The organism is Halomonas sp. BC2 (assembly GCF_002078115.1).
In the GTDB taxonomy this organism is placed as follows: Bacteria; Pseudomonadota; Gammaproteobacteria; order Pseudomonadales; family Halomonadaceae; genus Vreelandella; species Vreelandella stevensii.
Map to the genome: position 1 here is coordinate 210,591 of NZ_LFGT01000003.1, position 13,146 is coordinate 223,736.

At 56.5% G+C, this 13,146-nt stretch carries 15 protein-coding genes; 1 reads left to right on the plus strand and 14 read right to left on the minus strand.

Annotation, left to right across the window (positions count from 1 at the left end; all coding sequences use genetic code 11):
- The 6 genes from B7L71_RS02460 to B7L71_RS02485 all read right to left on the minus strand — a co-directional run.
- On the minus strand, positions 1–491 hold a 491-nt coding region (locus B7L71_RS02460), incomplete at its 3' end, for an LON peptidase substrate-binding domain-containing protein (RefSeq protein ID WP_170919420.1).
- 164 nt (positions 492–655) lie between these two features.
- Positions 656–1,936, minus strand: a complete 1,281-nt coding sequence (gene clpX / locus B7L71_RS02465) for an ATP-dependent Clp protease ATP-binding subunit ClpX (RefSeq protein WP_081135788.1) — start codon at positions 1,934–1,936, stop codon at positions 656–658.
- Between the two features lie 73 nt (positions 1,937–2,009).
- Complete coding sequence (clpP, locus tag B7L71_RS02470) at positions 2,010–2,627, minus strand: ATP-dependent Clp endopeptidase proteolytic subunit ClpP (RefSeq protein WP_016913935.1); 618 nt, start codon at positions 2,625–2,627, stop codon at positions 2,010–2,012.
- Between the two features lie 67 nt (positions 2,628–2,694).
- The gene (gene tig / locus B7L71_RS02475) at positions 2,695–4,047 is read right to left on the minus strand and encodes a trigger factor (protein WP_081135790.1); all 1,353 of its coding nucleotides are present in this window, start codon (positions 4,045–4,047) and stop codon (positions 2,695–2,697) included.
- Positions 4,048–4,223: 176 nt separating this feature from the next.
- Entirely contained in the window at positions 4,224–4,592 is a 369-nt protein-coding gene (locus B7L71_RS02480; protein WP_016913937.1) for a hypothetical protein, read from the minus strand.
- A gap of 2 nt (positions 4,593–4,594) precedes the next feature.
- Positions 4,595–5,056, minus strand: coding sequence for a flavodoxin (locus B7L71_RS02485; protein ID WP_081135792.1), 462 nt, complete (start codon positions 5,054–5,056; stop codon positions 4,595–4,597).
- A 141-nt stretch (positions 5,057–5,197) separates the two neighbouring features.
- Between B7L71_RS02485 and B7L71_RS02490 the strand changes: the two genes are divergently transcribed.
- A complete protein-coding gene (locus tag B7L71_RS02490; protein ID WP_039181829.1) occupies positions 5,198–5,404 on the plus strand; it encodes a DUF2788 domain-containing protein in 207 nt (68 codons plus the stop codon).
- 69 nt (positions 5,405–5,473) lie between these two features.
- Here B7L71_RS02490 and B7L71_RS02495 read toward each other — a convergent pair whose 3' ends face one another.
- From B7L71_RS02495 to B7L71_RS02530, 8 genes are all read right to left on the minus strand, one after another.
- Positions 5,474–5,791, minus strand: a complete 318-nt coding sequence (locus tag B7L71_RS02495) for an integration host factor subunit alpha (protein WP_081135795.1) — start codon at positions 5,789–5,791, stop codon at positions 5,474–5,476.
- 79 nt (positions 5,792–5,870) lie between these two features.
- Positions 5,871–8,252 carry a phenylalanine--tRNA ligase subunit beta gene (pheT, locus tag B7L71_RS02500; RefSeq protein WP_081135798.1) on the minus strand — a complete coding sequence of 794 codons (2,382 nt, stop codon included), beginning with the start codon at positions 8,250–8,252 and terminating at the stop codon, positions 5,871–5,873.
- A gap of 26 nt (positions 8,253–8,278) precedes the next feature.
- Positions 8,279–9,298, minus strand: coding sequence for a phenylalanine--tRNA ligase subunit alpha (gene pheS, locus B7L71_RS02505; protein ID WP_081135800.1), 1,020 nt, complete (start codon positions 9,296–9,298; stop codon positions 8,279–8,281).
- A 157-nt stretch (positions 9,299–9,455) separates the two neighbouring features.
- A complete protein-coding gene (gene rplT, locus B7L71_RS02510) occupies positions 9,456–9,809 on the minus strand; it encodes a 50S ribosomal protein L20 (RefSeq protein WP_009097607.1) in 354 nt (117 codons plus the stop codon).
- 53 nt (positions 9,810–9,862) lie between these two features.
- Positions 9,863–10,057 (minus strand): 50S ribosomal protein L35, encoded by a 195-nt coding sequence (gene rpmI, locus B7L71_RS02515; RefSeq protein ID WP_016913943.1) that lies wholly within the window; start codon positions 10,055–10,057, stop codon positions 9,863–9,865.
- Positions 10,058–10,138: 81 nt separating this feature from the next.
- A complete protein-coding gene (infC, locus tag B7L71_RS02520; protein WP_081135803.1) occupies positions 10,139–10,678 on the minus strand; it encodes a translation initiation factor IF-3 in 540 nt (179 codons plus the stop codon).
- 12 nt (positions 10,679–10,690) lie between these two features.
- Positions 10,691–12,613: a threonine--tRNA ligase gene (thrS, locus tag B7L71_RS02525; RefSeq protein ID WP_081135805.1), complete on the minus strand. Its 1,923-nt coding sequence runs from the start codon at positions 12,611–12,613 to the stop codon at positions 10,691–10,693.
- 206 nt (positions 12,614–12,819) lie between these two features.
- Positions 12,820–13,146: OmpA family protein (locus B7L71_RS02530; protein ID WP_139790026.1), on the minus strand; the 327-nt coding region annotated here is incomplete at its 5' end.

Here is a 13,146-nt window from a genome sequence, read left to right on the forward strand (position 1 = left end):
CTAGGATCTTCAATACCTGATAATGAGTTCAGCACCTCGTTGGGTACTTTCTTGGACAGCTTGACGTACTGCTCGAACTGATTGAGCAGCACGCGCACCAGCGCCTCTTGTTCACGACTGGTTAGTGGCTCACTGTCCCGGGGCAGAAGATGAGCCTGGGTGTAACCGGCCTCGTTCTCCTCGATACGGACGACATCCGCACGAAAGCTGCCTTCGATCAGCACTTTCACCGTGCCATCAGGTAATTTGAGTAGCTGCATGATGTCTGCCACGGTCCCCATGGCATACAAATCCGTATTGTTCGGCTCATCTTGAGAGGCTTCACGCTGAGCCACCAACAGTACGCGTTTGTCGGCTTCCATCGCCGCTTCAAGCGCCTGGATGGATTTCTCACGACCAACGAAAAGCGGAATGACCATCTGCGGGTACACGACCACATCCCGCAACGGCAACAGGGGTAGACATTGTGTCTGATCGGCGTTCTGCTGCATCGCAGACGTTCCTCAATTTCGGATGAGTACTCGAGCGGCTTTCAACAAGCCAGATACCTTGCCCAGCAGCTCATGATACAAGACGTGTGAACAACAAGGGGCCGCCTAGGCGACCCCTTGGATTGGCACGCGGTGGTCATCAGACCGCGCGGAACCTCGGGCGGTTAGCCATCGGTGCCGTCAACCCGGGCAGCCTCTTGCTGGGAATAGACCAGCAGCGGCTCACTCTCGCCGGCGATGACAGACGCTTCGATGACCACTTTGCTGACGCCTTCCAGAGAAGGGATTTCATACATGGTATCCAGCAGCACGGACTCCAGAATCGAGCGCAAACCACGAGCTCCGGTCTTGCGCTCCATGGCTTTGGCAGCCACAGCACGCAGTGCCTCATCCCTGAACTCCAGCTCCACGCCTTCCATCTCGAACAGCTTGGCGTACTGCTTGACCAGTGAGTTCCTGGGCTCCGTGAGGATCTGTACCAGGGCATCTTCGGTGAGCTCGGTCAACGTGGCGATGACAGGCAGACGACCCACGAACTCGGGAATCAGGCCGAATTTCACCAGATCCTCAGGCTCGACGTCGGCCAACAGCTCACCCACGCCCCGACTGGACTCCTTGCTTTTCACGCTGGCATTGAAACCGATACCACCTTTTTCAGCGCGATCACGGATGACTTTGTCCAGTCCGGCAAAAGCACCACCAACGATGAACAGGATGTTGGCCGTATTGACCTGCACGAACTCCTGCTGGGGATGCTTACGCCCACCCTGAGGAGGCACGGACGCTGTCGTCCCTTCGACGAGCTTGAGCAGCGCCTGTTGAACACCCTCACCCGATACATCACGAGTAATCGAGGGGTTATCCGACTTGCGAGAAATCTTGTCGATCTCATCGATATAGACAATGCCACGCTCGGCTTTCTCTACATCGTAATCACACTTCTGAAGTAGTTTCTGGATGATGTTTTCGACATCCTCACCCACATAGCCCGCTTCGGTCAGCGTAGTGGCATCCGCAATGGTGAAGGGTACATTCAGTAGCCGAGCCATGGTTTCAGCCAGCAGCGTTTTGCCGCTACCGGTAGGACCAATCAAGAGAATGTTGGATTTACCCAGCTCCACATCGCCTTCACGCACCTCTGATTTGAGACGCTTGTAGTGGTTGTACACCGCTACGGACAGCACCATTTTAGCGCGGTCTTGTCCGATGACGTAGTCGTCCAACGTATGACGTATTTCGCGGGGCGTGGGTAGCCGCTCCTCATCGCTCTCGGCATCGGCTTCGAGAACTTCCTCGCGAATGATGTCATTACATAAGTCGACACACTCATCGCAGATATAAACGGACGGGCCGGCAATCAGCTTGCGTACTTCGTTCTGGTTTTTACCGCAAAACGAGCAGTACAGCAGCTTGCCACCTTCGTCCTTGCCTTTGCCGTCGGCCATTCGTGTACCTCTGTCACTAAGGCGGCCAACGCCGCCTGAAAAGCTCTTAGAAAAGCAGAATCCTACTACGCTATCAGGATGTAGGACGCTTATCCAGCACTGCGTCAATCAAGCCATACTCTTTTGCTTTATTGGCGCTCATGAAATTATCACGGTCGGTATCACGGGCCACCGTTTCGATATCCTGGCCAGTGTGATGGGCCAGAATCTGGTTCAGTTTCTCACGAATACCGAGAATTTCACGGGTATGGATTTCGATATCCGAGGCCTGCCCCTGATAGCCGCCCAACGGCTGGTGAATCATGACACGTGAGTTAGGCAGGCAGTAGCGCTTGCCTGCGGCGCCCGCCGTCAGCAGTAACGCCCCCATGCTGGCCGCCTGGCCAATACACACCGTGGATACGTCGGGCTTGATGAACTGCATGGTGTCATAAATCGACATGCCTGCCGTCACCGAGCCACCCGGGGAATTGATGTAAAGATGAATATCCTTGTCGGGGTTCTCAGACTCCAGAAACAGCAGCTGAGCGACCACCAGGTTGGCCATGTAGTCTTCTACAGGACCCACCAGAAAAATGACGCGCTCTTTCAACAGGCGCGAGTAGATGTCGTAGGCTCTTTCCCCTTTGGCGCTTTGCTCCACCACCATGGGCACTAAACCGCCGGCGTTTTGAATATCAAACTCACTCATTCGGGTGATTCCTTGCGTCCGTTAAGGGAAAAGCGCACCTGAGAACAGGTGCGCGACTCGATGAGAATCAGGCGCCCGCCTGCTCGCCTTCTTCAGCGGTCTCATCTTGCTCAGCCTGCTGCTGGGCAGCTGCCAGTGCCTGCTGATAAGACATTTCCACGTCTTTGACGTTCGCTTGTTCCAGCAGTTTCTCGACCGCTTTCTCTTCGAGGATGGCCGATTTCACCTGGGTCTTGAGCTGCTCGTTACCCATGTAGTACTCGACGACTTCAGAGGGGTCCTGATACTGCTCGGCCAGCTCTTCCACCTTCGCCTTGATGGCATCATCGTCGGCATCCAGCTCGTTGGCCTTGATGACCTCCGCCAGCAACAAACCAACCTGCACGCGGCTCTTGGCCTGATCGGCAAACAGTTCATTGGGCAGTTGGCTGACGTCGAAGTCTTCACCCAGACCAAACTGCTGTGCTGCCTGACGCTTCATGGCGTCGGTTTCCTGCTGCACCAGCGCGCTCGGCACGGGGATGTCGTTGGCTTTCTTCAGCGCATCCAGCACCTGCTGCTTGACACGGTTATCCACGGCCTGTGCCGCTTCACGGGTCATGTTCTTCTTGATTTCAGCGCGGAACTGGCTTTCGTCACCGCCTTCAACGCCAAAACGCTCGATGAACGCAGCATCCACTTCCGGCAGCTTCTGGCTGCTGACCTTGTGGACGGTGACCTTGAAAGTCGCTTCCTGGCCAGCCAGATGCTCGGCCTGGTAATCCGCAGGGAAAGTCACGGAAATCGTCTTCTCGTCACCCGCCTTGGCACCGATCAGCTGATCTTCGAAACCAGGAATGAAGCTGTTCGATCCGATGACCAACGCGTGGCCTTCTGCACTGCCGCCTTCGAAAGGCTCATCGCCCAGGAAGCCCTGGAAGTCGATGGTGACCTGATCGCCAGAGGCAGCAGCGGCGTCGACTTCTTCCCAGGCAGCGTTTTGCTTGCGCAGGGTATCGATCATCTCGTCGACATCGGCGTCATTGACGGCAACGACCGGACGCTCTACCTCGGCGCCTTCGATGGAGGCCAGCTCGACCTGCGGGTAGATTTCCATGATGGCAACGAACTCTAGATCCTTGCCTGCCTGGTTTACCTTCGGCTCGATCTGCGGGAAACCGGCAGGGTTGAGTCCTTCTTCGGTAATGGCGCGCACGTAACGCTCGCGCATGACTTCGCCAACCACTTCGTTGCGCACGCTGTCGCCGTAACGCTGGTTAACAACGGCCATCGGCACCCGGCCTTGGCGGAAACCGTTCAAGCGAACGTTTTTCGCCGTCTCTTTCAAGCGAGCGCTGACGGCCCCATCGATTTCTGCTGCCGGCACTTGAATAGTGATGCGGCGTTCGATCTGGGAGGTCGTCTCGACGGAAACTTGCATGAATTGTCCTCTAGCGGCTGGGCGTTGGGTTGATTATGTAACATTGATTCAAGAGGGCGATTTTAAGAACCCTGACGCAAGGTGGCAAGCGCCATGCTCGCAAGATGGGGGGCTAGCCCTGCAATTTCAAGGGTTCGAGCGCCAAAACCGACGATTATCCGGTCCTTTCACGGCTCTCAATCCCGCGCGCGCCACCAAAGCGTGACAGCGTGCAGCAATAAGCCACAGGTGGTCGCATGGGAAATGAACTCTTGCCAGCTTATCCACGCAGTGAACAGGGCGTGCCAGCTTCCCATGAGGATGGCACCCAACACCATCATGACGCTCAGACGTTTGAGCAGCCCGGGCAGCCGCTGGCGTGCCTCTACAGGCAGCATCTTCCACTGCACCGCCGCTGCCCCTGCCACCAGCACCAAAGCCATGACGATGAGCGTTTGACGAGTCTCATGACCGCCCGCCAGATAGCGCGGCAGTGCAGACAGCATGACCACGCATAGACCCAAGGCAATACTGACTCGTTCAGGAGAGTGAACCGCTGGCTGCATGGCTATACTACCTTCAACTGCTGAGCCACAATCCACTCTTCTACCCACGGCACTGCAGCATCATCGGCCATGAAGGTTTCCATGGCATCGATTTCCAGGCGCTCCCCAAGGCGCTGCGCCCCCATCGAGGCCAACAACTCATCCAGCTCGCGGCCCGCCCCACAAAATGTATCCCCATAGGAGCTATCCCCCAGGGCGATGAGTCCATAGCGCAAGCCGGTAAGCGAGGGTGACTGATCTTTCAGGCTGCGCACGAACGGTACGATGTTGCCAGGAAAGTCGCCACTACCGGTGGTCGACAGGCAAAACAGCGTCAGATCATCATCGCCACTCACGTCGGACAGCGAGGGCTGTTCAGACACGGTCACGGCATATCCCGCCTGCTCGAACAGTGGCTTTACCTGTTCGGCCACATCGAGGGCACCGCCGTACATGGTGCCCACCACAATCGTCATCTTGGGCATTGCTTACTCCCGATTCACAATGTTCAGTCGACAAATACCTGATGAATTTGGTCAAATATTAACACGACTGGCAAAAGTCGCGCACGTTGCGCACGCCCTTCTTTCTCTTACTCTTTCATCTACATATCTGCAGGAGCGCTTATGCAGCAAGCCTTTGAGACGTGGATCACCCCTATCATGATCGGCGGCTTGATCGTGTTCATGTGCTTCATCATTTGGGATTTGGCCAAAAAATCGAATGCAGGCAAATTCGGCACGATCATGCTGTTCGTCGTACTCGGCGCAGGCATGATGGGTTACATCATCAAGGTCATCATCACCTGGTTGATCGAAGGGCGAGGCCTGTAGCCTCCATGATCGTTCAGCCATAAAAAAGGAGTGCTTCTCGGCACTCCTTTTTGACATGGGTCGCGAAGGCTAATCCTGCCTACCAAGACCACCTTCGCTCGCATAGCGCTCTACCTGCTGCTTGAGCTTCTGACCAGGCCTGAAGGTCACTACCCGGCGCGCCGAAATCGGAATTTCCTCTCCGGTCTTGGGGTTACGGCCCGGCCGCTCACGCTTGTCGCGCAGGTCAAAATTACCAAATCCTGACAGCTTCACTTGCTCGTTTTCACGTAAGCAAGCGCGAATCTCTTCGAAAAAAGCTTCGACCATCGCTTTTGCTTCTCGTTTTGACAGCGCCAGCTCGCTATGTAAATGCTCTGCTAGCTCTGCTTTGGTCAACGCACCCATAAGGCTCCTCCATGTAGCAAACGGTGTAGCAAACGCACTGCCAGGATCGTGGTAAGCGTCATATCATGGCATGGCGTCATCAACCGCGCAGATCAGCGTTCAGCTCGGTACGCACGGTAGTCACAATGGCATCAACCAACTGGTTGATTTCTTCATCATTTAGCGTGCGCGATGCGTGTTGCCAGGTCAAGCCCAACGCAATGCTCTTGTAACCTTCGGCAACGCCCTTACCAGCATAGACATCAAACAGCTTGATGTCTTTCAAGCTTTCCCCCGCCTGTGACTTTGCACAGTCGAGCAGCGCCTGAACGGGCGTCTCTTCCTTGACCGTGAACGCCAGGTCGCGACGAACTTCCGGGTAGCGGGAGAGCGGTTCGAAGGTGGGAATCGCACCTTGACTCAAGGCGTCCAGCCGTACTTCAAACAGCACGGCATCCACTTTCAGGCCCAATTTGGCACGCACCTGAGGATGCAGCGTTCCAATCCACCCAACCGGCTTCCCTTTATGCAGCACCCTGGCCGTCTGCCCCGGATGCAAAGCCGAGTGCTCGCCAGGTTCGAAGCGCCAATCTTCTGCCGCCCCCCCGAGTGCCAGCACACTCTCAAGGTCCCCCTTGAGATCGTAGAAGTCGACGGCTGCCTTGCCGCCACTCCAGCCCTCTGCTTCACGCCCACCGCACACTAGCGCTCCCATCATGGGCACCTGCGAGAGCTCGTCCAGCGGACCGTTGAACACCAGCCCGGTCTCGAAAAGGCGAACGCGCGTCTGCTGGCGGTTGAGGTTGTGTTCCAAGGCTCTCACCAGCCCCGGAAACAGGCTGGCTCGCATGACGGACAGATCCGACGAAATCGGATTGGCCAGCACGGGTGATACGGCGTCGGGCAGCAGTGCCGCTTGCAGGTCTGGGGCGACGAAACTATACGTCACCGCCTCCTGATAACCACGGGCCACCAGCTGGTTACGCAGACGCGCCAGCGTCAGGGTCGACTCGTTGGCAGGACGCAGTGCCAAGCGAGCAGCTGGACGACGAACGGGCAGATTGTTGTACCCATGTACACGAGCAACTTCTTCGATGAGGTCTTCCTCGATGGCAATGTCAAAACGCCAGCTGGCTGCCTTGACCTTCCAACCCTCTTCCAAGCGCTCCACTTGCAGCCCCAGGCGCTCGAGAATATCGCTCACTTCATCGCCCGGCAGCTGCTTGGAAAGCGCCGCTTCGAGCCGCGCTTCACGCAGCATGATGGTCTTCGCTGCAGGCAACGCCTGCTGGTGAACCGCCTCCGTTACCGGACCTGCCTGGCCACCGCAAATTTCCAGCAGTAGCTGGGTCGCCCGCTCGATGGCCACGCTGGCCAGCTCAGGGTCCACCCCACGCTCATAGCGGTGCGAGGCATCCGTATGGAGGCCATAAGAGCGTGCCTTGCCAGCAATCGCCAACGGCGCGAAAAACGCCGACTCCAGGAAAATAGTGTGCGTCTGCTCGTTGACGCCAGAGTTCTCCCCACCCATGACGCCGGCCATGGCCAGAGGCCCACGCTCATCAGCAATCAACAGCGTATCCTGACGCAGCGCTACGTCCTGCCCGTCCAGTAAGGTCAGTCGCTCGGATGGCTGCGCCATGCGCACGCAAATCCCGCCATGAAGGTTGTCGCGGTCAAAGGCATGCAGCGGCTGGCCCAGCTCTAGCATAACGTAGTTGGTGACATCGACGACCGGATCGATCGAGCGCACGCCACTGCGACGCAGTCGCTCTACCATCCATAGCGGCGTCTCCACCTGAACATCGACACCCTTGATAACACGCCCCAGATAGCGGGGGCACTGCTCTACGGCATCCACGCGCACCGGGAAAGTATCGTCGATCGTGGCGGGCACCGGCGTCATCTGCGGACCGCTGACAGGCAGTCGATTCAACACCCCTACCTCGCGCGCCAATCCTTTGATACTCAGGCAGTCACCGCGGTTAGGCGTCAGATCGACCTCGATGGTCATGTCGTCCAGCTGCATGTACTCGCGGAAGCTGACGCCGACCGGCGCGGCCTCGGAGAGCACCAGAATGCCTGGCGAGGTCTCTTCCTCCAACCCCAGCTCGGACGCCGAGCAGATCATGCCGTTGGATTCGACACCACGCAGCTTGGCCTTCTTGATCTTGAAGTCGCCCGGCAGCACTCCGCCCACCTGGGCAAAAGGAATTTTCTGACCGACTGCCACGTTGGCGGCACCACACACCACCTGGACAGGCGCACCGGTGCCATCATTCACGCTGCACACATTCAGCTTATCGGCATCCGGGTGCTTCTTTTTACTCAGCACTTCGGCAACGACGACACCACTGAAAGCAGCAGCAACGGCCTCGACCGCGTCGACTTCAAGCCCTGCCATGGTGATCTGATCGGCAATGGCTTGCGCATCCAACTGCGGAGAGACCCATTCACGCAGCCACTGTTCTGAAAACTTCATAATTTTTCCCGTCGTAAGCAGCAGTATCAGGTGAATTGGCGCAGGAAGCGCAAATCGTTCTCGAAGAATAGGCGTAGGTCATTGACCCCATAGCGCAACATGGCCAGACGCTCGGCGCCCATGCCGAACGCAAATCCGGTATAGCGCTCGGTATCGATTCCCGAATGGCGAAAGACCTCAGGATGCACCATGCCGCAACCCATGACTTCCAGCCAGCCACTGTGAGAGCAGACACGACACCCTTCACCGCTGCACATCACACACTGAATATCGACTTCCGCCGAGGGCTCGGTAAAAGGGAAATAGGAAGGACGGAAGCGCACCGACAGGTCGTCACGCTCGAAAAACGCCTGTAGAAAATCTTCGATGGTGCCTTTCAAGTCGGCAAAACTGACGCCTTCATCCACCAGCAGCCCTTCTACCTGGTGGAACATGGGCGTGTGGGTCAGATCAGAATCGCTGCGATAAACGCGCCCCGGACAAACGATCCGGATGGGCGGCTCGCTACTCTTCATGGTACGCACTTGCACGGGCGACGTGTGAGTACGCAACAACCGAGTGGCATCGAAATAAAACGTATCCGCCATGCCCCGCGCAGGATGGTGAGCAGGAATATTGAGCGCTTCGAAATTGTGGTAGTCGTCCTCGATTTCAGGCCCTACCGCCACATCGTAGCCAATCCTGGTAAACAGCCCTTCGATACGCTCCAGGGTTCGCGTCACGGGATGCAGCCCCCCGCTGGCTTGTCCACGCCCCGGCAGAGTGACATCGATGCGCTCTGCTGCCAGGCGCGCATCAAGGGCGGCATTTTCCAGCTGCTGGCGTTTGGCGTCGATTTCCGCCGACAGGGTCTGCTTGGCCTGATTGATCTGCTCGCCTGCGGCAGGGCGCTCTTCCGCCGACAGTTTACCCAACCCTTTTAGCAAGGTGGTTACTTCGCCTTTCTTGCCCAGGTAACGAACGCGTAGCTCATCCAGCGCCGAGACACTCTGCGCAGCCTGGATAGCTTCGCGGGCCTCTGACACCAGAGTAGGAAGGTGGTCCATCCGATTTCACTCCGAATTAAGCGGCTCCATCCACGGGGATGGCTGGCATGTAGAAGGTGACAAAAAAACAGGGGAAGAGCGGCTGCTCTTCCCCTGCATGGGTCACACTGAAATGACCACGGGCATTTCACGCCAGGCTAGCCCAGCGAGAAGTGCCTTATTGGGCAGCCTTGGCTTTTTCCACGATAGCAGCAAAAGCGGCTTTCTCGTGTACAGCCAGGTCGGCCAATACTTTACGGTCAATTTCAATACCGGCTTTCTTCAGGCCACCGACGAAGCGGCTGTAAGACATGCCGTTGATACGTGCACCAGCGTTGATACGCTGAATCCACAGAGCGCGGAATTGGCGCTTGCGGTTGCGACGGTCACGGTAGGCATACTGACCGGCCTTGATGACAGCCTGCTTGGCTACGCGGAAAACACGCGAACGGGCACCGTAGTAACCTTTGGCCTGCTTCAGAACTTTTTTATGGCGACGACGGGCAACTACGCCACGCTTAACACGGGTCATAACACACTCCTGACTTTATGACTGAGGCAATGCTCAGATAAGAAAATTCGACCTTACAGGTTCGGCAGCATGCGCTGAATCAGCGCTTTGTCGGCAGCATGTACTTGCTTCATGCCACGCAGCTGACGCTTACGCTTGGTCGACTTCTTGGTCAAGATGTGGCTACGGAAAGACTGCTTGTGCTTGAAGCCGTTAGCGGTCTTTTTGAAGCGCTTGGCAGCGCCGCTGTTGCTTTTGATTTTCGGCATGAGATAACTCCGCTCGATATTTTTTAGAAAACCCAGGGCCGACCAGCGCACACGCGCTGGCCCGTTAACAACGCCGTTGGATCACTTCTTTTTCGGGGCAAGGATCATGATCATCTGGCGGCCTTCCATTTTCGGGAAAGACTCCACCGCTCCGATCTCTTCCAGGTCTGCCGCGATTCGCTCCATCAGCTTGCGGCCGATGTCCTGATGCGCCATTTCACGACCACGGAAGCGCAATGTGACCTTGCCTTTGTCACCACCTTCCAGGAAGCGAATCAGGTTTTTAAGCTTGACCTGATAATCGCCCTCGTCGGTGCCAGGACGGAATTTGACTTCCTTGACCTGGATTTGCTTCTGCTTTTTCTTTTGAGCCGCTTTCTGCTTCTTGGTCTCAAAAACGAATTTACCGTAATCCATGATCTTACAGACGATGGGGTCGGCATTCGAAATTTGCACGAGATCCAGACCTGCCGCTTCTGCACGCTCAAGAGCCTCGGAGGTGGGCACAACACCCAACTGCTCGCCTTCGGCATCGATTAAACGTACTTCTTCTTCGGTGATCCGCTCGTTCATTGGTGGGCGTTTATCTTGTGGACGCCCGCGCTGATTGCTTCGCTTGATTGCTCTGTCTCCTTAGGCAATTGACGATGTCGCCAGGGCTGCTCTCTCTGCACTGAACTTTTCGATGAACTCATCGATGGTCATGGTGCCGAGATTTTCGCCGCTGCGAGTACGCACGGCCACTGAGTCAGCTTCTACTTCCTTATCTCCTACCACCAGAAGATAGGGAACTTTCTGTAACGTATGCTCACGGATTTTAAAGCCGATCTTCTCGTTCCTCAAGTCCGCCTTGACCCGTAAGCCATTTTTTTGCAGCCGACGCTCCACTTCCAGAGCAAAATCGCGCTGTGCATCGGTAATCGTCATCAACACCGCTTGCTGCGGGGCCAACCATAATGGCATAGCACCTGCGTAGTGCTCAATCAAAATACCCAGGAAACGTTCGAAAGAGCCCAGAATGGCACGGTGCAGCATGACCGGCGTCTTGCGCGCCCCGTCTTCATCCACGTACTGGGCGCCCAAACGGCCCGGCAGGTTGAAGTCCAGCTGCAGGGTGCCGCACTGCCATACTCGGTTCAGACAGTCGCGCAGCGCAAACTCGATTTTGGGACCATAAAAAGCCCCCTCACCCGGCTGCAACTCCCACTCAAGCCCCGTGGCATTCAAGGCAGCTTCCAGGCCCTGCTCGGCGCGATCCCACATCTCTGCTTCACCAAGGAAATCTTCAGGGCGCGTGGACAGCTTCAACTCGACGTCATCGAACCCCAGCGTCTTGTAGACTTGCAACGTCAACGCAATGAACGCTTCGGCTTCTGCCTGAATCTGCTTTTCGGTACAGAAGATGTGCGCATCGTCCTGAGTAAACCCACGCACCCGCATCAGACCATGCAGTGAACCAGAGGGTTCATTACGATGGCAGCTGCCAAACTCGGCCAGACGCAAAGGCAGGTCGCGGTAGCTCTTCAGCCCCTGGTTGAACACCTGCACATGGCAAGGGCAGTTCATCGGTTTGACCGCGTACTCACGCTTCTCGGACTCGGTGGTGAACATCAGCTCACTGTAGTGCCCCCAGTGGCCAGATTTTTTCCACAGCGAAAGATCGACCACTTGGGGTGTCTTGATCTCCTGATAGCCATGCGCCCGCTGCACATTACGCATGTACTCTTCAAGCGCCTGATACATGGTCCAGCCATTGGGGTGCCAGAACACCATGCCCGGGGCTTCTTCCTGCAGATGGAAGAGGTCCATTTTGCGCGCCAATTTACGGTGGTCGCGCTTCTCAGCTTCCTCCAGCCGCTTCAGGTAAGCCTTGAGCTGCTTTTTATCACCCCAGGCCGTACCGTAAATACGCGTAAGCATCGGGTTGGAAGCGTCCCCCCGCCAGTAGGCACCTGCCAGCTTGGTCAATTTGAAAGCTTTCAGATGCCGGGTGTTCGGGACGTGAGGCCCCCGACACATGTCCGTATACTCTTCATGGTGATACAGGCGGATAGCGGCACCATCAGGAATGTCACGGATGATTTCCTGCTTATAGGGCTCGTCACGCTGCTCGAAAGTGGCCATGGCCTTGGCGCTATCGACGTATTCACGCACTACGTCGTACTCCCGATCGATCAACGCCTGCATACGCTTCTCGATCGCTTCCAGATCTTCGGGCGTCACGGATTGGCCAAAATCGATATCGTAGTAAAACCCATCATCGATGACCGGGCCAATCGCCATTTTGGCATTGGGGTAGAGCTGCTTCACGGCATGACCAATCAGGTGTGCACACGAGTGGCGAATGATCTCCAGCCCCTCGTCGTCACGCGCCGTGATGATGGAGACATCGGCATCCTGCTCGATGACATCCGCTGCATCCACCAGCACCCCATCAATCTTGCCCGCCACGCAGGCCTTGGCCAAACCAGGGCCAATGGACTCTGCCAGCTGCATGATGGAAAGAGGGCTATCAAATGTTCTCTGGCTGCCGTCAGGCAGTGTCACTATGGGCATTCAAATATTCCTTGAGCGCAGTGGTGATCCATACCAGGGATCACATTTCGCTATCAACGGTAGAAAAACGGACTCAAAACCGGCCGACAGCCTAACAGACTTTGGCATCTCGTAAAATAAAACGGGAGGCCCATGGCCTCCCGTTCTTTTGCTCTCTTTCAGCGTCAGGCGTACAGCCTGCCAAGGAGCATTATGCTGGCAAGTGATTAGTTCCACTCATCCAGTTCTACGCGACGGTTCTGTGCACGACCTTCGTCAGTGTCGTTGGTGGCAACAGGACGCTCTTCGCCGTAACCTACCGCGCGCATGCGGTTAGCTTCTACGCCACGCTGGACAAGGTAGGCAGCCACAGACTCGGCACGACGCTGAGACAGGTTCTGATTGTATTCGGCAGAACCGCGTGAATCGGTGTGACCTTCGATGCTGACACGCACGTCAGGATTGTTCACCAGACGCTCGGCAACGCCATTCAGCACTTGCTGTGCATTGCTAGTGAGCTGTGCGGAGTCGAACTCGAAGTTGACGTCACGCAG

Coding starts and splice junctions, on each gene's coding strand:
- clpX (WP_081135788.1), bottom strand. CDS start 1,936: ATGGCCGACGGCAAAGGCAAGGACGAAGGTGGCAAGCTGCTGTACTGC.
- clpP (WP_016913935.1), bottom strand. CDS start 2,627: ATGAGTGAGTTTGATATTCAAAACGCCGGCGGTTTAGTGCCCATGGTG.
- tig (WP_081135790.1), bottom strand. CDS start 4,047: ATGCAAGTTTCCGTCGAGACGACCTCCCAGATCGAACGCCGCATCACT.
- B7L71_RS02480 (WP_016913937.1), bottom strand. CDS start 4,592: ATGCAGCCAGCGGTTCACTCTCCTGAACGAGTCAGTATTGCCTTGGGT.
- B7L71_RS02485 (WP_081135792.1), bottom strand. CDS start 5,056: ATGCCCAAGATGACGATTGTGGTGGGCACCATGTACGGCGGTGCCCTC.
- B7L71_RS02490 (WP_039181829.1), top strand. CDS start 5,198: ATGCAGCAAGCCTTTGAGACGTGGATCACCCCTATCATGATCGGCGGC.
- B7L71_RS02495 (WP_081135795.1), bottom strand. CDS start 5,791: ATGGGTGCGTTGACCAAAGCAGAGCTAGCAGAGCATTTACATAGCGAG.
- pheT (WP_081135798.1), bottom strand. CDS start 8,252: ATGAAGTTTTCAGAACAGTGGCTGCGTGAATGGGTCTCTCCGCAGTTG.
- pheS (WP_081135800.1), bottom strand. CDS start 9,298: ATGGACCACCTTCCTACTCTGGTGTCAGAGGCCCGCGAAGCTATCCAG.
- rplT (WP_009097607.1), bottom strand. CDS start 9,809: ATGACCCGTGTTAAGCGTGGCGTAGTTGCCCGTCGTCGCCATAAAAAA.
- rpmI (WP_016913943.1), bottom strand. CDS start 10,057: ATGCCGAAAATCAAAAGCAACAGCGGCGCTGCCAAGCGCTTCAAAAAG.
- thrS (WP_081135805.1), bottom strand. CDS start 12,613: ATGCCCATAGTGACACTGCCTGACGGCAGCCAGAGAACATTTGATAGC.